The 19848-nt window shown below is 66.5% G+C and carries 18 protein-coding genes; 15 read left to right on the top strand and 3 right to left on the bottom strand.

All coding sequences use genetic code 11. The annotated features are described in order from the left end of the window. Positions 1–20: 20 nt before the first annotated feature. On the bottom strand, positions 21–1610 hold the full coding sequence (locus B215_RS0118740) for a cytochrome ubiquinol oxidase subunit I (RefSeq protein WP_019371183.1): 1590 nt from the start codon (positions 1608–1610) through the stop codon (positions 21–23). A gap of 118 nt (positions 1611–1728) precedes the next feature. Between B215_RS0118740 and B215_RS0118735 the strand changes: the two genes are divergently transcribed. From B215_RS0118735 to B215_RS0118675, 13 genes are all read left to right on the top strand, one after another. Further along, on the top strand, positions 1729–3321 hold the full coding sequence (locus B215_RS0118735; protein WP_019371182.1) for an ABC transporter ATP-binding protein/permease: 1593 nt from the start codon (positions 1729–1731) through the stop codon (positions 3319–3321). Next, positions 3318–4898: an ATP-binding cassette domain-containing protein gene (locus B215_RS0118730; RefSeq protein WP_026009411.1), complete on the top strand. Its 1581-nt coding sequence runs from the start codon at positions 3318–3320 to the stop codon at positions 4896–4898. The genes B215_RS0118735 and B215_RS0118730 overlap by 4 nt, the downstream gene beginning before the upstream one ends. Positions 4899–4938: 40 nt before the next feature. Beyond that, positions 4939–5301, top strand: a complete 363-nt coding sequence (locus tag B215_RS0118725) for a hypothetical protein (RefSeq protein WP_019371180.1) — start codon at positions 4939–4941, stop codon at positions 5299–5301. A gap of 74 nt (positions 5302–5375) precedes the next feature. Continuing rightward, entirely contained in the window at positions 5376–7376 is a 2001-nt protein-coding gene (locus B215_RS0118720; RefSeq protein ID WP_019371179.1) for a TonB-dependent receptor, read from the top strand. Between the two features lie 80 nt (positions 7377–7456). Next, entirely contained in the window at positions 7457–8668 is a 1212-nt protein-coding gene (locus B215_RS0118715; RefSeq protein WP_019371178.1) for an ATP-binding protein, read from the top strand. An 80-nt stretch (positions 8669–8748) separates the two neighbouring features. After that, the gene (locus B215_RS0118710; protein ID WP_026009410.1) at positions 8749–9780 is read left to right on the top strand and encodes a substrate-binding domain-containing protein; all 1032 of its coding nucleotides are present in this window, start codon (positions 8749–8751) and stop codon (positions 9778–9780) included. 43 nt (positions 9781–9823) lie between these two features. Next, entirely contained in the window at positions 9824–11200 is a 1377-nt protein-coding gene (pstC, locus tag B215_RS0118705; protein ID WP_019371176.1) for a phosphate ABC transporter permease subunit PstC, read from the top strand. Beyond that, on the top strand, positions 11193–12494 hold the full coding sequence (gene pstA, locus B215_RS0118700) for a phosphate ABC transporter permease PstA (protein ID WP_019371175.1): 1302 nt from the start codon (positions 11193–11195) through the stop codon (positions 12492–12494). Before pstC ends, pstA begins: the two co-directional genes overlap by 8 nt. Beyond that, a complete protein-coding gene (pstB, locus tag B215_RS0118695; RefSeq protein ID WP_019371174.1) occupies positions 12494–13273 on the top strand; it encodes a phosphate ABC transporter ATP-binding protein PstB in 780 nt (259 codons plus the stop codon). The genes pstA and pstB overlap by 1 nt, the downstream gene beginning before the upstream one ends. Beyond that, entirely contained in the window at positions 13273–13974 is a 702-nt protein-coding gene (phoU, locus tag B215_RS0118690; protein WP_019371173.1) for a phosphate signaling complex protein PhoU, read from the top strand. The genes pstB and phoU overlap by 1 nt, the downstream gene beginning before the upstream one ends. A 9-nt stretch (positions 13975–13983) precedes the next feature. Continuing rightward, on the top strand, positions 13984–14676 hold the full coding sequence (gene phoB / locus B215_RS0118685; protein ID WP_019371172.1) for a phosphate regulon transcriptional regulator PhoB: 693 nt from the start codon (positions 13984–13986) through the stop codon (positions 14674–14676). Between the two features lie 92 nt (positions 14677–14768). After that, complete coding sequence (locus B215_RS0118680) at positions 14769–15659, top strand: SDR family NAD(P)-dependent oxidoreductase (RefSeq protein ID WP_019371171.1); 891 nt, start codon at positions 14769–14771, stop codon at positions 15657–15659. A gap of 70 nt (positions 15660–15729) precedes the next feature. Next, the gene (locus tag B215_RS0118675; RefSeq protein WP_019371170.1) at positions 15730–16842 is read left to right on the top strand and encodes a hypothetical protein; all 1113 of its coding nucleotides are present in this window, start codon (positions 15730–15732) and stop codon (positions 16840–16842) included. A gap of 92 nt (positions 16843–16934) precedes the next feature. On the opposite strand, the gene B215_RS0118670 is transcribed toward B215_RS0118675, so the two are convergent. Together B215_RS0118670 and epsC are read right to left on the bottom strand one after the other, a co-directional pair. Beyond that, positions 16935–17273: a DUF2794 domain-containing protein gene (locus B215_RS0118670; RefSeq protein ID WP_019371169.1), complete on the bottom strand. Its 339-nt coding sequence runs from the start codon at positions 17271–17273 to the stop codon at positions 16935–16937. Further along, a complete protein-coding gene (gene epsC, locus B215_RS0118665; protein ID WP_019371168.1) occupies positions 17273–17962 on the bottom strand; it encodes a serine O-acetyltransferase EpsC in 690 nt (229 codons plus the stop codon). The genes B215_RS0118670 and epsC overlap by 1 nt, the downstream gene beginning before the upstream one ends. A 153-nt stretch (positions 17963–18115) precedes the next feature. On the opposite strand from epsC, the gene B215_RS0118660 reads away from it, so the two are divergent. Both B215_RS0118660 and ahpC read left to right on the top strand, forming a co-directional pair. Next, the gene (locus B215_RS0118660; protein WP_019371167.1) at positions 18116–18889 is read left to right on the top strand and encodes a sulfite exporter TauE/SafE family protein; all 774 of its coding nucleotides are present in this window, start codon (positions 18116–18118) and stop codon (positions 18887–18889) included. 364 nt (positions 18890–19253) lie between these two features. Continuing rightward, positions 19254–19817, top strand: coding sequence for an alkyl hydroperoxide reductase subunit C (gene ahpC / locus B215_RS0118655; RefSeq protein ID WP_019371166.1), 564 nt, complete (start codon positions 19254–19256; stop codon positions 19815–19817). Positions 19818–19848: the final 31 nt, after the last annotated feature.

The following is a 19848-nucleotide window of genomic DNA, read 5'->3' as shown; positions in this document are numbered from 1 at the left end:
TTCTTTCTCCTTGCTCGCGCTCATTCCGCCGGGACGGTGTGGAGCGGTCGCGGCTCGGGTGCCGTGGGCACCGGGTCGTGACGGGGTTGCCAGGGCTCATAGGTCTCCGGCCCATGCTTGATGGCGCTCAACATCAGGCGCAGTTCGATCACCGCCATCAGGCCATAGATCGCCGTGAAGCCGATGATTGTTGTCCACAGCGCCGGCACCGTGAGGGTGGAAGTCGCCAGGAAGGTCGGCAGCACGCCGTCTACCGCCCAGGGCTGACGGCCGACTTCGGCGACGATCCAGCCGAACTCAATCGCAATCCACGGCAGCGGGATGATCCACATCGCCGTCCGCAGGAACCACTTCCGGTGAAAGCGGCGGGTGTTGGCGTAGTAAAGCGCCGCGGTGAAGAAGGCGATAAAGAAGAAGCCGAGCGCCGCCATACCGCGAAATAGCCAGAACACGGCCGGTACATTGGGAACCGTCGACCAGGCCGCTCGATCGATCTGCGCTTCAGTAGCCCGGCGCGGATCGGCGACCCACCGCTTCAGCAACAGCGCATAGCCGAGATCGCTCTTCGCCGTTTCGAATTTGGCGCGCGCGGCGACGTTGGTCCGATCGGTCTTCAGCGTCTCCAGCGCGTCATAGGCGGTCAGCCCGTTCTCGATCCGCAGCTTGGCCTTGGCCACAAGCGGATAAATGCCCTCGACCTGGCCGGTCAGGCTGCGCGTGCCGATTAGGCCCAGCACATAAGGCACCTTCACTTGAAACAGCGTCTCGCGGCCCGCATTCGAAGGAAAACCGAACACGGTGATGCCCGCCGGTGCCGCTTCGGTGTGCCATTCGGCTTCGATAGCAGCCAGCTTCATCTTCTGGTTGTCGGTCAACGCATAGCCGCTCTCGTCGCCCAACACGACGACCGACAGCGATGCCGCCAGACCGAACGCCGCTGCCACCGCGAAGCTTCGCTTGGCCAGTTCGATGTGCCGACCGCGCAGCAGATAATAGGCCGATACGCCGAGCACGAATACGCTGGCGCAGACGTAACCGGCGCTCACCGTATGGACGAACTTCGCTTGGGCGACCGGATTGAAGATCACCGCTATGAAGTCGACTACTTCCATGCGCATCGTCTCGGGATTGAACACCGCCCCCGCGGGATGCTGCATCCAGCCATTAGCGACGAGGATCCACAAGGCCGACAAATTGGTGCCTAGCGCGGTGAGGAAAGTGACCATCAGATGCTGGCGCTTCGATAGTCGATCCCAGCCAAAGAACATCAGGCCGACGAAGGTGGCTTCGAGGAAGAAGGCCATTAGCCCCTCGATCGCCAGCGGCGCCCCGAAGATATCGCCCACATAGTGCGAGTAATAGGACCAGTTCGTCCCGAATTCGAATTCCATCGTCAGCCCGGTAGCGACCCCGAGGACGAAGTTGATGCCAAAGAGCTTGGCCCAGAAACGCGTAATATCCCTCCAGATCGGGCGATCGGTGACGACATAGACGCTTTCCGTAATCACGAGGATGAAGGAAAGGCCCAGCGTCAACGGCACGAACAGGAAGTGGTACATGGCTGTCAGCGCGAATTGCAGGCGCGACAGCTCTACTACTGCCATATCCATAGAGAATGTCCTCAGCAAAGAGCCGGTGGTCGCGGCCTAGGCGCCGGTCTCCGCTGCGCCTATGCGGAACATCCCCTATTCCTGCCGGGCACGAGATAAGGCTTTAGACGTGGAGGATATGACCCTTCAGAAGCAGGCCGGGCTCGCCTGGATCATCGATTTGGGCGGCGCGGCATTGTTCGCCTGGGGCATCGCCGATGGAATTGCGACCATCGCCGTTGCTGAACCTGTCGGCGCAGCGCCGTTCGCGGCGATGCTGTGCGGCGGTCTGGTTCGCGCCGCCACCGCCTGGGGCGTGCCGGCGCTGGCAGTGCGTGGCGCACAGGCGAGTACCGGGTCTCTGCGCCGCGCGCTGCTCGAACGGCTGCTCGGCAGCGGTGCCGGGCCGTCGATCGGCCAGTCGGCCACGCTGGCGATCGATCATGTCGCCACGATCGAAGGCTATGAAACTCGCTTCGTTCCCGCGCGCACGGCAGCCGCCGCCGCGCCGCTGGTGGCGGTGGCAATCATCGCCTGCGCCAGCCCCGTCGCAGCCGCCATCCTGATCGCCACGCTGGTGCCGTTCATCCTCGGCATGATCCTGGCAGGCACCGCGGCCCGGCGCGCGTCCGAACGCCAGCTCGAAGCGCTGGGCGATCTTTCCGCGCTGTTCGTTGATCGCGTCCGCACCTTGCCGATCCTGCGCCACTTCGCCGCCGAGAAGCGCATCGCCCGCCAGGTGCAGCTGGCCACCCGCGCGGTGGCGGATCGCACCGTCGCGGTGCTGCGCCTTGCGTTCCTATCAAGCGCGGTGTTGGAATTCTTCTCGGCGCTCGCGGTGGCACTGGTCGCGGTCTATTGCGGCTTCGGCCTGCTCGGCCTGCTCCCCTTTGCGAGCCCGGAGACGCTGACGCTGCGCGAGGCCTTTTTCGCGCTAGCGATGGCGCCCGAATTCTACCTGCCGATGCGCCGGCTGGCAGCCGCCTATCACGACAAGCAGTTGGGAGAAGCGGCACGAAAGGCGATAACGGCGATGCCGGAAGTGGTCGCGCCGATCGCAGCCCCAGCGCTGTTCGCGGGTGTGGAAGCCCGGGATCTCGTGATCGCCTGGCCCGGCCGCACGGTTGGCCCGGTCAGTCTGGCGGTCGGCACCACCGGGCTGGTGGCGCTCACCGGCCCCACCGGCAGCGGCAAGACTAGCCTGCTCGCCGCGATCGCAGGACAGATCGTACCGAGCGAAGGAAGCCTGCGGTTCCTGTCACCCGAAGAAGCGCTGGTGCCTACCCGTCCCGAGAACCCTTTCCGTAAGTGGGAGGGGAGTATCAGCAGCCCCATAGCCTGGGCTGCGCAACACCCGCTCATTCTTCCCGGCACCTTGCGCGAAAATCTCGCCCTGGCCGCACCCGATACCACGGACGCCGCCCTCCTCGCTGCAATCGACCGCGTGGGCCTCGCCCCAATGCTCGTCCAACGCGGCGCCGGGCTTGACCTGGCGCTTGATCATCGCGGTTCCGGCCTGTCGGGCGGGGAACGCCGTCGCCTCGGCCTCGCCCGCGCGTTGCTCGCCGATCGCCCGCTGTTGCTTGCCGACGAACCCACCGCGGATCTGGACGAGGCCGGCGCTGCCGCGATCACCGAGTTGCTCCGCGCCGTCGCCGCCGAGCGCGCAGTAATCGTCGCCACACATGATCCGCATCTGATCGCCGCCGTTGACGCGGAGGTTCGGCTGTGAGCCCCTTTTCCCTCGCCTCCGTTGAACGCCGCATGCTTCGCTACGGCCTGCTGTGCGCCGCCGCCGCCGGTGTGGCCGCGATCCTGCTACTCGCACTGTCCGGCTGGTTCCTCAGCGGTGCTGCAATTGCCGGCATGAGTGGTGCCGCTGCGGTTGCCGCATTCAATTACCTGATCCCCTCGGCCGCGATACGCGGCCTTGCCATTCTCCGCACCGGCGGGCGCTACGGCGAGCGCCTGCTGTCGCATCAGGCGGGGTTGGGTGGGATGGCGGGTCTGCGGGGTGAGTTATTCGTCAAGCTCGCCGTCCAGGACAGCCGCACGGCGCCGGACCTGGCGAGCGGCGATGCCAGCGCCCGGCTGATCGGCGATATCGAGGCGCTGGAAGACCTGATCGTCCGCCGCGCGAGCCTGCCTGCCGGGCTCGTTGCCGCCATCTTCGCGGTCGCGCTGGTCGCGCTGGCGGGGTTGCAGGCGGCGCTGGCGCTCGCCCTTGCGCTCGCGCTGTTGCCGCTGGTGCTTGGAATCGCCGCGCGCCGCCTCACCGCGCGCCACGCGGTGGACGCCGCCGAAGCGCTGGGCGCGCTGCGCACCGCCTTTGTCGACATGGCTGCCGCAAGGCCCGAAATCATCGCCTATGGCCTCGCGCCGCGCGTGGCAGAGACGATCGCCGATCTTGCCCGCCCGCTGGATCGCGCCCGCGCGGCGCTGGCCCGTGGCGAGGGCGCCATAGCCGGCCTGATGGTCGCCTATGGCGCGATCACCGCCGCGTTGGTGTTCGCGCTGGCGCAAGGCCCGACGCCGCTGCGCGCGCTGGCCCTGCTCGCCGCCGCCGCCTCGATCGAGGCGATGGCGGCCGTCGCGCGCACAGCGCTGCGGCAGGCGAGCGTCACCCAGGGACTGGCCCGCCTCGAAACGCTCGTCGCATTGCCGGGCGATGCGCCCCCCGCACCCGAAAGCAACGCGCCGCCGCTGCCGATCCGGCTCGGCAAGAACAGGATCGCGCCGGGCAGCCGCGTGGCCATCACCGGCATCTCGGGCAGCGGCAAGACGCGGCTGATCGAGGCGCTGGCCGGCCTGCGCGCGCCGGTGCATCCGCTGGCGCTGGGAGAAGTGCCGTTGCCCGAATGCAGCGCCAATACCCTGCGCGGCCAGTTCGCCCTCGCCCCGCAGGACGCCATGCTGATCGCGGGCTCGATCGCCGACAATCTGCGCGTCGCCCGCCCCGGCGTTACAGACACGGACATGTTGGCAGCACTCCATGTCGCATGTCTCGACGCGGCGGTGGCCGCCATGCCGGCCGGGCTCAACACGCCCGTGGCCGAAGCCGGCGGCACGCTTTCGGGCGGCGAGCGCAAGCGGCTGGCGCTGGCCCGCGCGCTGCTCGCCGAACGCCCCTGGCTGCTGCTCGACGAACCGAGCGAAGGGCTGGATCCCGCCACCGAACGCGAAATGGTGGCCCGGATCGACGCCTGGCTTACCCGCACTGGCAGGGGATTGCTGCTCGTCTCGCACCGGCGTGCGCCGCTCGCACTCGCCCAGCAGCGGATCGAGATCAGCAATCTTTCGATACAATGATATGTTGCAACATACGAGGTCCTGATCTAGGTCGCCTCGGATGCGCTTGTTTCGCGTAACCGATCCGCTTTCCCGGCTCGCTGCGGCACTGTTCCTGGTGTTCGCGCTGTGCTGGCAGGCGGGCGTCGTGCGCGCCCATGTGCATGAAGCGTCAAGCTTCGCCGCCGTATTTGCGGAGCACCGCGCGCATCCTCCCTCCCGCTCCGGCGATGCGGGGCAGGATTGCCCCATCTGCGCCGAGGAAACGGCAGCGGGCGTCTATCTCGCCGCCGACCCTCCGGTGCTCGCCGCGCCGGCCCCCGCGATCCGTTGGCAGGCTGCGATCGTTGCCGATCCCGCTATCCGCCTGCTGCGCTCGCACGACTGGCGCAGCCGCGCGCCGCCCATCCTCCGCACCGCCTGACACGATACCGGCCGACGCCGGGCCCGCTGCCGCGCCCCCGCGCGACGGCTTTCCAGGTTCACGGAGTAAGATTCATGCGTACTGCCCTTCTCGCCAGCGCGGCGCTCGCCGCGCTGATGCCCGCCGCCGCGCTCGCGGCTGACGCCCCCGACCCCCAGGCGAACGACCGCGCCACCATCATCGTCACTGCCGCCCCCTATGCGGTGCAGAGCGACGAGGTGCCGACCATCGTCACCCATGTCGATCGCGAACAGATATTGACCACGGGGGGATCGAGCATCGCCGATTCGCTGGCGCAGGAGCCGGGCATTTCCGGCACCACCTTCGCGAGCGGCGCCAGCCGCCCGATCATCCGCGGCATGGACGCCACCCGTGTCCGCATTCTCGAGAACGGATCGAGCAGCGCCGACGTGTCCGATATCGGCCCCGATCACGGCATCCCGGTCGACCCCTTCTCGGCGCAGAGCATCGAGGTGGTGCGCGGCGCCGGCACGCTGCGCTATGGCAGCCAGGCGATCGGCGGCGTCGTGAACGTGCTCAACAACCGCGTGCCGATGGCGCTGCCCAAAGAAGCGCTGTCGGGCGAGGCCGTCGGCAGCTATGGAACGGTTGCCAATGTGGGCGAAGGCGGCGCGCTGGTGGATGCCAAGCTGGGGCAGGTCGCGCTCCACGCGGACGGCTTCTATCGCGACGCCGGCGATTACGACACGCCGCTCGGCACCCAGCAGAACAGCTTCTTCCGCGGCCATGGCGCGTCGCTCGGCGGTTCCTATTTCTTCGGCGGCGACGATGCCAGCCATGTCGGCGTATCGGTCAGCCAGTATAATTCGAAGTACGGCATCCCCAGCGACACCACCTTCATCGACATGCGCCAGACCAAGGTGATGACGCGCGACGTTTTCGCGGTGAACGCCGGACCGCTGAAGTCGGTCAATCTCGACGCCAGCTATGCGGATTACACGCATGACGAGAAGGAGCCGGACGGCACGATCGACACCACCTTCCGCAACAAGGAGTTCGACGGACACCTGGAGTTTCTGTTCAACCCGCTAGGTCCAGTGCGCAACTCGGCGCTGGGCTTCGAAGTGCAGAATCGCAAATTCTCGGCGATCGGCGAGGACAGCTCCTATCTGTTCCCCACGACGACGCAGAGCGAAGCAGCCTATCTCTTCACCGAATTGCCGCTGACCGACATTCTGCATCTCCAGGCCAGCGGCCGGGTGGAGCATGTCCGGGTGGAAGGCACCCCGGCCTCCGACATCTTCACCAGCCGCGACTATACGCCGGTCAGCGGCGCAATCGGGGCGCTGCTGGACGTGGGCAGCCATGTGAAGCTGGGGCTCACCGGCTCCAGCACCGGCCGCGCACCGGCGATTACCGAATTGTTCGCCCGCGGCGGGCATGACGGGCCGAGCACCTTCGAAACCGGCGATCCGACGCTGAAGATCGAACGCGCAAATTCGATCGAGGCGACATTGCGCTACGACATGGATCGATTCCATTTGGACGGCAGCCTCTACTCCACCTGGTTCCACAACTATATCTACGGCGATCTCACCGGCCGCACCTGTGACGACGACGGCGTCTGCGCGGTCGGCGGCGGCGGCGACCTGAGCGAGCTCAACTATCGCCAGCAAGGCGCGCATTTCCGCGGCGCCGAAGGCAAGGCGAGCTACGACCTGCTGCGCAGCCACGATCAGGCCCTGCAACTCACCGCACTCGCCGACTATACCCGCGCGACACTCGACAATGGCGGCAACGTCCCCCGCATCCCGCCGTATCGGATCGGCGGCGGGGTGCGCTGGACCAGCGTGCCGATCGACGCTGCGGTGCAGTTCACCCATGCCGGCCGCCAGGACAAGTTCGGCGCGTTCGACACCGCAACGCCAGGTTACAACACGCTCAATGCCAGCATCGCCTGGCGCCCGTTCAAATCCTATCCGGGCGTGGAGTTCGCGATCGTCGGCCAGAACCTGACCGACGAGGTGCAGCGCAACGCCGCCGCGCTCAACCGCTATCAGGTGGTGCTGCCCGGCCGCAACGTGCGGTTCATGGTCAAGGTCGCCACCTTCTGACCGGCACGGGGGCGCCCGCCGGGTGCCCCCGCCGCCAAATACAGGCTCGTCTTGCCGCGCCGGCGCGCTAGAAGGCGCACATGCTATCCTCGCCCGCCATCCGGACGATTCTTGCGATCGGCGTCGCGGCGCTTGCCGCGTTGCTGGGGTTCTTCCTCAACGGCGACGCGCAGGCGGCGCTGGTGCTGTTCGTCGGCGCAGTCGCGGCGATCCTGATCGTAGTGATCGGCGGCGATCCGCCTGCCACGGCCTCGCGCGACGATCACGCCGGCGGCGGGCCGGAAACCGCCACCGGCGAAGTGATCGAAGCGATCGCCGAGCCGGTGCTGGTGGTCGATGCCACCCGCGTCATCGCGGCCAACGCCGCGTCCCGCGCGCTGCTGGGCGAGCATATCCTGGGCGAGGACGTGCGGCTGGCGATCCGCCATCCCGCCGCGGCCGAACGCCTGCTCGATCCCGCCGAACAGCTGTCCAACGCGCCGATCCACCTTGTCGGCCTAGGCACGCGCGAGCAGCGCTGGGAAATGCGCGTGCACACGCTGGCCAGCGGCGAGCGCGTCGTCCACCTGATCGACCGCACCGGCAGCTACACCGCCGATCGTATGCGCGTCGATTTCGTCGCCAATGCCAGCCACGAGCTGCGCACCCCCCTCGCCTCGCTGCTCGGCTATGTCGAAACGCTGGCCGACGGCGCCGGCGAGGAGCCGGAGATTCGCGCGCGCTTCCTGAAGATCATGCACGACGAAGCCCGCCGCATGGACCGGCTGATCAGCGACCTGATCTCGTTAAGCCGGATCGAGGCGGACAAATATCGCGCGCCGGCGGAATCGGTGCAACTGGATGCGCTGATCGCACAGGTCTGCCAGGAACTGTCGGGCAGCCCGCGCGCCGCCGATCTGGTGACCGAGATAGAAGCCGTCCACCCGGTGCGCGGCGATCGCACCCAGCTCAGCCAAGTGCTCCACAACGTCATCGGCAACGCGATGAAATATGGCCGCCACGGCACCGCCGTCACCGTGTCGCTGCGCAGCGAAGGCGAAACCATGGTGCGGCTGGCCGTAACCGATCAGGGCGAAGGCATACCGCCCGAACATATTCCGCGCCTCACCGAGCGATTCTATCGTGTCGATTCGGGACGCAGCCGCTCGCTCGGCGGCACCGGCCTGGGGCTCGCCATCGTCAAGCATGTGGTTGAACGTCACCGCGGGCGGCTGGACATCGCCAGCGTCGTCGGCGTCGGCACCACCGTGACGGTGCGGCTGCCGATCGAACCGGCTGTCATAAAGTCGTAACGCGATTGCCGGATGGGCACGATGCGGGGCAAGGCCATGCCCGCGCCCAACGCCGAAACTCCGGGGAGCATGAAGTGACGATGCTGGGTCGTCTAGCGCTGATCGCATCCGCCACGCTCGCGCTTTGCGCGTGCGACGGCAACGCGACGCGTGAGATCCGCGTCGTCGGCTCGTCCACCGTCTACCCGTTCACCACCGCCGTGGCCGAAGCATTCGTCAACGCGCGCAGCGGCCGCAAGGCCCCTGTGGTGGAATCAATCGGCAGCGGCGCCGGCCTGCGGCGCTTCTGTGAAGGCGTCGGCGCCCAGTTCCCGGATATCGCCAATGCGTCGCGCCGGATGACCCGCAACGAATATGATCGCTGCCAGGCAAACCAAGTCGGGCCGATCGAGGAAATCGTGATCGGGCTGGACGGGGTGGCGCTCGCCGAATCCAACCAGGGGCCGAAGCTGCGGCTCGGCAAGCGCGACATCTATCTGGCGCTGGCCGCCAATCCCGGTGGCCGCCCCAACCGGGCCCGCACCTGGCGCGACGTGAACCCGGCACTGCCGCCGATCCCGATCCTGGTGATGGGGCCGCCCTCCACCAGCGGCACCCGCGATGCGTTTGTGGAGCTGATCCTTTCGCCCGGCTGCATCGAAGCCGATCCGGACGCCGGCAAGCTGAAGGCAGCGGCCGATTCCGCCCCGTTCGACGCGCGCTGCCACCGCATCCGCGACGACGGCCCCTATGTCGACAAGGGCGAGAACGACAATCTGATCGTGCAGGGCCTGGCGCAGAACCCGAACGCGCTCGGCATCTTCGGCTATTCCTATCTGGAGGAAAACCAGAGCCGCCTGCACGGCGTGCCGATCGAAGGAATCGCCCCCAGCTATGCCACGATCGCCGATGGCCGCTATCCCGGCGCCCGCCCGCTCTATCTCTACGTCAAGACGCGCCACCTGAAGGCGGTGCCGGGGCTTAAGGATTTCCTCCAGCTCTATGCCAGGCTGTGGGGCCCCACCGGCCCGCTGGTGAAGCGCGGGCTGATCGCTGCACCGGAAGCGATGCGGACGCAGATGGTCGATCGCATCCGGCGCCAGCTGCCGCTCGATCCCGCGGAACTGAAATGATGCGCCTGCCTGCCTCGCCTCCGTGCATGGGGATTCCGGCCCGGTGAACGGCTTCGCCCTCTGTTTCGTCATCCTCGGCCTTGGCCTGATCGGTTGGCTCACCGCGCGGGCGCGCGCGGCGCGGTTCGATCGCGGCGGCCGCAAGCGGCTGCATTCGCTGCCCGCACAGCATGGCTGGTATGCCGCGGCATGGACGGTGCTGCCGCCCTTGCTGTTCCTTGCGATCTGGTCGGCGATCAGCCCCGGCATGGTGCGGCAGACGATCCTGCAGAGCCCCGCCGCCGCGCAACTTTCGGATTTCGCCTTCGAGCGCGATTCGGTGCTGGCCCAGGCGCGCGCGGTGGCCGAAGATCCCTATGCCGGCGATGTCGATCCGCTCGCACGCCAGCTGGCGCCGCTCGTCGGCGCGACGCGTAGCCGCTACGCCTGGATCGGCACGGCGGTCGCGGCGCTGCTCGCCTTTGCCGGCGGCGCCTTTGCGCTCACCCGCATCCGCCCGGACTTTCGCGCGCGTTCGCAGGTGGAGCGCACGCTGATGATGACGTTGCTGGTCGCATCGCTGATCGCGATCCTCACCACGCTCGGCATCTTCGTGTCGCTGTTCTGGGAATCGCTGCGCTTCTTCGCGCAGGTGCCGATCACCGATTTCCTGTTCGGCACGCACTGGAGCCCGCAGGTGATCGATGCCAAGGATCCCGGCGCATCGCTCGGCGCGGTGCCGCTGTTCTGGGGCACCTTCTTCATCGGGGCGGTAATCGCGATGCTGGTCGCCATTCCGTTCGGGTTGATGAGCGCGGTGTACCTCACCCAATATGCCAGCCCCACCACCCGCCGCTGGATGAAGCCGACGCTGGAGATGCTCGCGGGCGTGCCGACCGTGGTCTATGGCTATTTCGCCGCGCTCACCGTGGCGCCTGCCGTGCGCCAGTTGGCGGTGATGCTCGGCGATCCCTATGCCTCGTCGGAAAGCGCGCTGGCCGCCGGCCTGGTCATGGGCGTGATGATCATCCCGTTCGTCTCGTCGATGGCAGACGATTCGCTGGCGGCGGTGCCCACCTCGATGCGCGACGGCAGCCTGGCGATGGGGGCCACGACCAGCGAGACGATCTCGAAGGTGCTGGTGCCCGCCGCGCTGCCCGGCGTGGTGGCGGGCGTGCTGCTCGCCGTCAGCCGCGCGATCGGCGAGACGATGATCGTCGTCATGGCCGCATCGGGCGCGGCGACGATCACGCTCAACCCGCTCGAGAGCGCGACCACCGTGACCAAGCAGATCGTCGACCTGCTGACCGGCGAGGCGGAATTCGACAGCCCGAAGACGCTGGCCGCCTTCGCGCTGGGCCTCACCCTGTTCGTCATTACCCTGCTGCTCAACATCGTCGCGCTCCGCGTCGTGAAGAAGTATCGCGAGGCGTATGAATAAGCCCGTAGCGCCCGCGGCCGAACGGCGGCCGACCGACTGGAACAGCCCGGCGATGCAGCGGCGCATCCGCCGTCGCTACGCCGCCGAACGGCGGTTCCGGGTGCTCGGTGCCGGGGCGGTGATCCTGTCGGCGGCGTTCCTCGGCTTTCTTTTGTTCACCATGGTGGCGCAGGGCTGGCGGGGCTTTACCACGACCGAACTGGCGTTGCCGATCGATCTGCGCGCCGCCGGGGTGCAGGTGGAGCGCACGCGCCTGAACACGCCGGCCGCCGATCTCGCGCTGGCCGGCGCCGGGTTGGAAGATGCGGTGGAAAATGCTGCCGCTGCCGCCTTCGGCCCCGAAGGCGCGACCCTGATCGCGCCCAGCGCATGGACCGTCGTTCGCGCCGCGGTGAAACGCGACCCCGCGATGCTCGAACAGCGGCGGGTCGTACGCGTGCCCGCCTCCACCGCCTTCGATCAGGCGCTTGCGGGCGAAGGCACGCCTGCAATCAAAGCCGCCGTCGCGCGGCTGCAAGAAGCCGGCATGGTGGTGCGCGGCTTCAACTGGACGTTCCTCAGCGAGTCCGATTCCACCGATCCCGTGGCCGTCGGCATCTGGGGAGCGCTGAAGGGGTCGCTGCTCACCATGGGGATCACCTTCCTGATCGCCTTCCCAGTGGGCGTCCTATCAGCGATCTACCTGGAGGAGTATGCGCCGAAGAACCGCTGGACCGACCTGATCGAGGTGTCGATCAACAACCTTGCCGCCGTTCCCTCGATCATCTTCGGCCTGCTCGGCCTGGCCGTGTTCCTCGGCACCTGGGAAATCGGCGGCCGCGTGTTCGGGCCGATGCTGCCGCGTTCGGCACCGCTCGTCGGCGGCGTCACGCTGGCGCTGATGATCATGCCCGTCATCGTCATCGCCAGCCGCAACGCGATCAAGGGCGTGCCGCCGTCGATCCGGGATGCGGCGCTCGGCATCGGCGCCAGCCCGATCCAGGTGGTGTTCCACCATGTGCTGCCGCTTGCCCTTCCCGGCATCCTCACCGGCACGATCATCGGCATGGCGCGCGCGCTGGGCGAAACCGCACCGCTGCTGCTGATCGGGATGCGCGCCTTCATAGTCATGCCGCCGGGCGGCGTCACCGATCCGGCGACGGTGCTGCCGGTGCAGATCTTCCTGTGGTCCGACGAGGTCAGCCGCGGCTTTGTCGAAAAGACGAGCGCGGCCATCCTGGTGCTGCTCGCGGTGCTGCTCGCGATGAACGGGCTCGCCATCTATCTTCGCAACAAGTTCGAGACTCGCTGGTAATGACCTTCGCCTCCTCCCCCGCACCGCATAAGATGTCGGCCCGCGACGTCAGCGTCGCCTATGGCGACAACCAGGCGGTGAAGAACGTCTCCATCGACATCGACATGGACAAGGTCACAGCGTTCATCGGCCCGTCCGGCTGCGGCAAATCCACCTTCCTGCGCACGCTCAACCGGATGAACGATACCATCCCCAGCGCGCGCGTCACCGGCGAGATCCTGCTCGACGGCGAGAACATCTATTCGTCGGACATGGACGTGGTGCAGCTGCGCGCCCGCGTCGGCATGGTGTTCCAGAAGCCGAACCCGTTCCCCAAATCGATCTTCGAGAATGTCGCCTACGGCCCGCGCATTCATGGGCTGGCGGCGTCCAAGGCCGATCTCGAGGCGATCGTCGAACGCTCGCTGAAGCGCGCCGGTCTGTGGGAAGAAGTAAAGGATCGCCTATCCGACAGCGGCACCGCGCTGTCCGGCGGCCAGCAGCAGCGGCTGTGCATCGCCCGCGCGATCGCGGTCGATCCCGAAGTGATCCTGATGGACGAGCCGGCGAGCGCGCTCGATCCGATCGCGACCGCCAAGATCGAGGAACTGATCCACGAGCTGCGCGGCCGCTACGCCATCGTGATCGTCACACACAACATGCAGCAAGCGGCCCGCGTTTCACAGCGCACGGCCTTCTTCCATCTCGGCCAGCTCGTCGAATATGGCGAGACCGACAATATCTTCACCGCCCCCCGCCAGGAGCGTACGAAGGACTATATCACCGGAAGGTACGGCTGATGGCTAGCGGCTCCGAACATACGGTAAAGGCGTTCGACCAGGATATCGGCCAACTGCGGGCACTGATTTCGCAGATGGGCGGGCTTGCCGAACAGGCGATCCATGACGCGCTGAAAGCCCTGCAGCGCGGCGATCTTGCGCTGGCCCAGGGGGTGCGCACCAAGGATCGCCAGATCGACGCGCTGGAAGCGGAGATCGAGAAGCTCGTCGTTCGCGTGATCGCGCTGCGTGCGCCGATGGCGGACGATCTGCGCGAGGTAATCGCCGCGCTGAAGATCGCCGCGGTGGTCGAGCGGATTGGCGATTATGCGAAGAACATCGCTAAGCGGGTGCCGATGATCCACAGCGAAGGCGGGGATCGGATCGAGGCGGTGTCGATCCTGCCGGCGATGGGCCAGCTTGCGGCCGATATGGTGCATGACGCGCTCGACGCGTTTTCGGCGCGCGACGCGCGGAGCGCCGCAGAGGTGTGCGCCCGCGACAATGCGCTCGATGATTTCTACGATTCGATCTTTCGGACGCTGGTGACGTTCATGGTCGAGAACCCGCGCACGATCAGCCAGGTGGCGCATCTGCTGTTCGTGGCCAAGAATCTGGAGAGGATCGGCGACCACGCCACCAATGTCGCCGAAATGGTCTATTTTGCCGCGACCGGGCATTATCTCGCCGATCGCGAAAGCGGCGACGGCAGCGGGAGCTGAGGGGAAGTTATGGCACGGGTCAAAATGCTGCTGGTGGAAGACGATGCGGCGATTGCCGAACTCGTCACCTGGCATTTCAAGCGCGAAGATTACGAAGTGAAGCACACGCCCGATGGCGAGGAAGCGCTGCTGCTCGCCAAGGAAGCGACGCCGGATATCGTGCTGCTCGACTGGATGGTGGAAGGGCTATCGGGGATCGAGGTGTGCCGTCGCCTGCGCCGCATGCCCGAAACCGCGAACGTGCCGATCATCATGCTCACCGCGCGGGGCGAAGAGGAAGATCGCGTCCGCGGGCTCGAGACCGGGGCCGACGATTATGTGACCAAGCCCTTCTCCCCCCGCGAGCTGGTGGCGCGGGTCGGCGCGGTGCTGCGCCGCGTGCGTCCGGCATTGGCGGGCGAGGCGCTGACCTATTCGGACATCGAGATGGACACGGTAGGCCACAAGGTCCGCCGCGGCGGCGAGGTGATCCAGCTCGGGCCGACGGAATTCCGCCTGCTCAAGCACTTCCTCGAGCATCCGGGCTGGGTGTTTTCGCGCGAACGGCTGCTCGATGCGGTGTGGGGCCACGATAGCGACATCGAATCGCGCACCGTCGACGTCCATATCCGCCGCCTCCGCAAGGCGATCAATCGCGGGAATCGGCAGGATATCATCCGCACGGTACGGTCCGCAGGATACTCGCTCGACGCAGGAAATTAGGCGACAGACGGGCGGAGCGCCCCGGCGGAGAAGCGTTGGCCTCCGCCGGATCCTCGCCTACCCTCTCCCGAAACCTGTTTGTGGAGAGCACCATGACCATACGCTTTGACCACCGCGTCGCCATCGTCACTGGCGCCGGCGGCGGCATCGGCCGCGCCTATGCGCTGGAACTCGCCAGCCGCGGTGCGAAGCTGGTGGTCAATGATCTGGGCAGCAGCCGCGATGGTTCCGGCCAGTCCGATGCGGCGCGCGCAGTCGTCGCCGAGATCGAAGCGATGGGTGGCGAAGCGATCGCCGATGGCGGCAGCGTGACCGATGCCGCCGCGATGATTGCCATGGCCGACGCCGCCAAGGCACGGTGGGGCCGGATCGACATCCTGATCAACAACGCCGGCGTGCTGCGCGACAAAAGCTTTGCCAAGATGAGCGCCGAAGACTTCCGGTTCGTCGTCGACGTGCACCTCAACGGCTCCGCCAACGCGACGAAGGCGGTGTGGGAAACGATGCGCGCGCAGGGCTATGGCCGCATTCTGATGACCGCTTCGTCCTCGGGACTGTTCGGCAATTTCGGCCAGGCGAACTACGGCGCGGCCAAGCTGGGGCTCGTGGGGCTTGCCAAGACGCTGCATCTCGAAGGCGCCAAATATGGCATTCGCGTCAACACCGTCGTGCCGGTCGCCGGCACGCGGATGACCGAGGATATCTTCCCCGAAGCGGCATTCGCGGCTTTCGCGCCGGAAAATGTCGCTCCCGCCGCCCTGTTCCTGGTTTCCGAAGGCGCGCCCAGCAACGTGATTCTCGGCGCGGGTGCTGGGGTGGTGCAGGCCGCCTATGTAACGCTTACGCCCGGGGCGGTGCTGAACGCATGTACGCCCGAATCGGTCGCCGCGCAATGGTCGCAGATCGTCGACCGCACCGGTGAGATTGTTCCCGGATCTGGCGCCGAACAGACCATGGCGATCCTCAGCAAATTGCAGCGCTGACCCCGTGGTGCACCGTATTGCCTCAGCAATACGCTTGTGACATTCTCCGGGGCTCGAAGGAGAATGGTCCATGTATAGCGAAAGCGAACTGGCAAGCGCCGTGGAGGCAGGGGCGCTCACCCCCGAAGCCGCTACGGCGTTTCGCAACCATGTCGCCGCCAGCCGAGCGACGCCCGCGGTGGATGAAGAGCATTTCCGCCTGCTCAGCGGATTCAACGACATCTTCGTGGCCATCGCCGCGGCACTGATCCTGGTCGCCGTGGCGAAGCTGGGCGGCAGCTTGGCGGAAGCGCTGATCGGCGGCGGCAGCGAGCCGCGCGTCATCGGTGCCAACCTGATCGGCGGCGGCGCGTTGGCGGCTGCGACGAGTTGGATGCTGGCCGAGTATTTCACCGCCCGCCGCCGCCTGGCGCTGCCCTCCATTCTGTTGCTGCTCGGCTTCGTGGCCGGTGCCGGTGCGACGATTGCCGGGCTGTTCGTCGTCAACATCCCGTGGCTGACGCAGGTGTTTCACATCACTACCGAAGCGCATCAGGAACGACTCGCCGGCGTGATCGCGGCCTCGGCCGCCAGCCTCACCGCGGCGGCGGCCTGGGTACACTGGCGCCGCTTCATGGTGCCGATCACCGTCGCCGCAGGCGCACTGGCCGTTGTCGGCGTCTCGGTCGGCCTGATGACCTCGCTCGTTCCCGCCGCGCGGGACTGGGTGAACGGCATCCTGCTGATCGGCGGTATCGGCATCTTCATCGCGGCGATGCGCTGGGACATGACCGATCTGGAGCGCCGCACCCGCCGCGCCGATGTTGCCTTCTGGCTCCATCTTGCTGCCGCGCCGCTAATCGCCCACCCCGTTTTCCACCTGCTGGGCGTGTTCGATGGCGAGATCGGGGCGCCGATGGCGACGTTGGTCTTCGCGCTCTACCTGTTCTTTGCCTTTGTCGCGCTCGCGGTAGACCGGCGAGCATTGCTGGTCTCCAGCCTCGCCTATGTGCTCTGGGCGATGTATTCGCTGTTCCACCAGAGTGGCGCCGTCGAACTGAGCGCGGCGTTCACCGGCCTGGTGATCGGATCGGCGTTGCTGTCGCTTTCCGCCTTCTGGCACACCATGCGGCGCGCAGCCGTGGGCGTACTGGGCGACTTTGCCCGGCGGCTGCCACCAACGCAGCAGGGCGCGCTGGCGTAGCCTCGGGCTGGGCGGGCATAGTATATGGCCGAAAACCGTCGTCCTCCCCGCGAAGGCGGGGACGACGATGGATTTCTGGACGAATCGAAACTCTATTCTTCCACCAGCTTCAGCAGTCGCCGCTCGACAGGTGCCAGCACGGGGCCAAGTTCCTGGCCACGCTTCAGCACGGCGCCGCCTTCGTTCACCAGCGCCCACATGCCTTGGCGATTGCGCAGGCTCGGACGCTTCTCGATCCGGTACTCGGGGCGCTCGGCAGCCCGCCGAAACGCCGCGAAAACCGCAAGATCCTTGTCGAACTGCATGGCATAATCGCGCCAGTGCCCCGCCGCGACCATCCGCCCATACAGGTCGAGAATGCGGTTGAGTTCGGTGCGTTCGAAGCCGACTTGCCCGGGGCGGCCGATGGGGAGCGGCGTGACGGTTCCCATCAGGCCCGGTCGCGCTGCCCGGCGCCTGCCTCACGCTCGGCGATCATCGCATCCAGGCGCTTGCGCAGCGTCTCGATCTCACAGCGCATCAGTTCCAGCTTCTGGCTCGCGGGATCGAACAATTCGCTACACGGGGTGCCATAGGGGACGAAATCCTTCTGCCAGGCGACCGCCTCCACCAGCGTCGGCTTGGCCGGGATGCCAACCATTACCGCGCCGGGCGCCACATCCTTCGTGACCACCGCATTGGCGCCGATCCGGGCGCGCTCGCCGACGACGATCGGCCCCAGCACCTGCGCGCCGGAACCGATAATCACGCCGTCGAGCAGCGTCGGGTGGCGCTTGCCGCCCACGCCATTGTCCGGGCTGGTGCCGCCCAACGTCACGCACTGATAGATAGTGACATTGTCGCCGATCGTCGCGGTTTCGCCGATCACGACGAAGCCATGGTCGATGAAGAAGTTGCGGCCGATCGTGGCGCCCGGATGAATGTCGATCGCGGTCATCCACCGCGACCAGTGATTGACGAGCCGGGCCAGGAAGAAGAACCGGCGGCGGAACAGCGCGTGCGCGATGCGGTGATAGCCCAGCGCCCACACGCCCGGGTATAGCAGAATCTCCAGCCGACTCCGTGGCGCGGGGTCACGCGCGAGGATCGAATCGAGATAGGCTTTCAGACGCTGCAGCATGGCCGGACCCCTTTAGCGGAAGGAAATAGGGGCGGTCCCGCGGGATTTCCAGCATGGGCATGGCCACAGGTTCTGCGCGCTAAACACCATCTATCTTGTGGGATTTGCGCGGACTTGCCATTGGAAGGTTAGCCGGTCGCTACAGGGGCACGCATGTTCGCAGGGATTACGCTGGCCGAGATGGTGCCCTATCTGGCCGTGGGCTTCGCCGCCCAGCTGGTGGATGGCGCGCTCGGCATGGCATTCGGAGTCATTTCCAGCACCTTGATGGTGAGCGTGCTGGGCATCCCGCCGGCCACCGCCTCCGCAGGCGTGCACCTGGTCGAGACGATGACCACCGGCGTGTCCGGGCTGAGCCATGCGCTCCACCGGAACGTCAACTGGCGGCTGTTCGCCCGGCTGCTGATCCCGGGAATCATCGGCGGCGTGCTGGGGGCCTATGTGCTGACGTCGCTCGATGCGGCGGTGACCCGGCCGTTCGTGATGGCCTATCTCGCCGCGATCGGCCTGTACCTGCTGTTGCGCGCCCTTCGGTTTCCGCCACGCCCCCGCGAACCCAAGATCGTCGAGCCGCTTGGGCTGCTGGGCGGCTTTCTGGATGCGGCGGGCGGCGGCGGATGGGGGCCGGTGGTGACCAGCAACCTGCTCGTACAGGGCGCGCAGCCGCGCACGACCATCGGCACGGTGAACACGGTCGAATTCTTCCTAACCCTCACCATTTCAGCGACCTTCCTGTTCCACATCGGCAGCGAAGGATTCACGCCTGCGTTCTGGCACCCCGTATCGGGGCTGCTGATCGGTGGCGTGGTGGCGGCGCCGTTCGGGGCGGTCTTTGCCAAGCGCGTGCCTACGCGGGTGCTGCTGTGCCTGGTCGGCATCGTGCTGACCGCGACCAGCGCGTTCAGCCTGTATCGGGCGCTGGCCTGACGCCTAGATGCCAGGCGGGCGGCCTGTCGCGACGGACACACCGCCATCGCAACGATCGCGGCACCGCAAAAAACAGTCTTTCTGCCGCTGCCTCGATCAATGGGGCGCGGCGGAAAAGATAGCGCGATGGGGCGCGACTTCGATGCCTCAGGAACGTTTCTCAGCGTAACAAATGCTTAGAAGCCGTGTTTGCGCCGCCTGAACATCCAGTGGTGTGACGCTTGATCCATGTCAAACTCGATTATTTCCTGGCGATTGAGTGACGCAGTCGATCATACCGAACGGGTCTTCCAATTTCTCATTGCCGCGCAGCGCACCTATATGCCGCATTGCAATAGCAACCCCGTTCTGGAGGAAACCATTCATGGCTCTCATCGGCAGCACCATTAAGCCGTTCACCGCGCAAGCCTATAAGCAGGGCAAGTTCGTCGAAGTCACCGAAGCCGACGTGAAGGGCAAGTGGGCCGTCTTCTTCTTCTATCCGGCGGATTTCACCTTCGTGTGCCCGACCGAGCTGGAAGACCTGGCCGATATCTATCCGACCCTGCAGAACATGGGCGTCGAAGTCTATTCGGTCTCGACCGACACGCACTTCAGCCACAAGGCTTGGCATGACACCTCGCCCGCGATCGGCAAGATCAACTACTACATGCTCGGCGACCAGAACCACATCATCTCGAACAACTTCGACGTTCTGCGCGAAGGCCAGGGCCTGGCCGACCGCGGCACTTTCGTGGTGGATCCCGACGGCGTGATTCAGATCATGGAGATCACTTCGGAAGGCGTTGGCCGCAACGCCCAGGAACTGCTCCGCAAGATCAAGGCCGCACAGTATGTCGCGGCGCATCCAGGCGAAGTCTGCCCCGCGAAGTGGGAAGAAGGCGCCGAAACGCTCGCGCCGTCGCTCGACCTGGTCGGCAAAATCTAAGCCCCTTTCCTCTCCTATAAGGGGAGGAAAG

The organism is Sphingomonas sp. ATCC 31555 (assembly GCF_000282895.1).
Classification (GTDB): domain Bacteria; phylum Pseudomonadota; class Alphaproteobacteria; order Sphingomonadales; family Sphingomonadaceae; genus Sphingomonas.
The sequence above is the reverse complement of the archived record's forward strand: the minus strand, read 5'-3'. Positions and strand labels throughout refer to the sequence as shown.

Excerpts from the sequence above, each read along its gene's own strand:
- B215_RS0118715 (WP_019371178.1), top strand. The coding sequence starts at position 7,457 with ATGCTATCCTCGCCCGCCATCCGGACGATTCTTGCGATCGGCGTCGCG.
- B215_RS0118735 (WP_019371182.1), top strand. The coding sequence starts at position 1,729 with ATGACCCTTCAGAAGCAGGCCGGGCTCGCCTGGATCATCGATTTGGGC.
- B215_RS0118675 (WP_019371170.1), top strand. The coding sequence starts at position 15,730 with ATGTATAGCGAAAGCGAACTGGCAAGCGCCGTGGAGGCAGGGGCGCTC.
- phoB (WP_019371172.1), top strand. The coding sequence starts at position 13,984 with ATGGCACGGGTCAAAATGCTGCTGGTGGAAGACGATGCGGCGATTGCC.
- B215_RS0118740 (WP_019371183.1), bottom strand. The coding sequence starts at position 1,610 with ATGGATATGGCAGTAGTAGAGCTGTCGCGCCTGCAATTCGCGCTGACA.
- pstB (WP_019371174.1), top strand. The coding sequence starts at position 12,494 with ATGACCTTCGCCTCCTCCCCCGCACCGCATAAGATGTCGGCCCGCGAC.
- B215_RS0118720 (WP_019371179.1), top strand. The coding sequence starts at position 5,376 with ATGCGTACTGCCCTTCTCGCCAGCGCGGCGCTCGCCGCGCTGATGCCC.
- ahpC (WP_019371166.1), top strand. The coding sequence starts at position 19,254 with ATGGCTCTCATCGGCAGCACCATTAAGCCGTTCACCGCGCAAGCCTAT.
- B215_RS0118710 (WP_026009410.1), top strand. The coding sequence starts at position 8,749 with ATGCTGGGTCGTCTAGCGCTGATCGCATCCGCCACGCTCGCGCTTTGC.
- B215_RS0118670 (WP_019371169.1), bottom strand. The coding sequence starts at position 17,273 with ATGGGAACCGTCACGCCGCTCCCCATCGGCCGCCCCGGGCAAGTCGGC.
- B215_RS0118725 (WP_019371180.1), top strand. The coding sequence starts at position 4,939 with ATGCGCTTGTTTCGCGTAACCGATCCGCTTTCCCGGCTCGCTGCGGCA.
- epsC (WP_019371168.1), bottom strand. The coding sequence starts at position 17,962 with ATGCTGCAGCGTCTGAAAGCCTATCTCGATTCGATCCTCGCGCGTGAC.
- B215_RS0118680 (WP_019371171.1), top strand. The coding sequence starts at position 14,769 with ATGACCATACGCTTTGACCACCGCGTCGCCATCGTCACTGGCGCCGGC.
- pstA (WP_019371175.1), top strand. The coding sequence starts at position 11,193 with ATGAATAAGCCCGTAGCGCCCGCGGCCGAACGGCGGCCGACCGACTGG.
- B215_RS0118660 (WP_019371167.1), top strand. The coding sequence starts at position 18,116 with ATGTTCGCAGGGATTACGCTGGCCGAGATGGTGCCCTATCTGGCCGTG.
- phoU (WP_019371173.1), top strand. The coding sequence starts at position 13,273 with ATGGCTAGCGGCTCCGAACATACGGTAAAGGCGTTCGACCAGGATATC.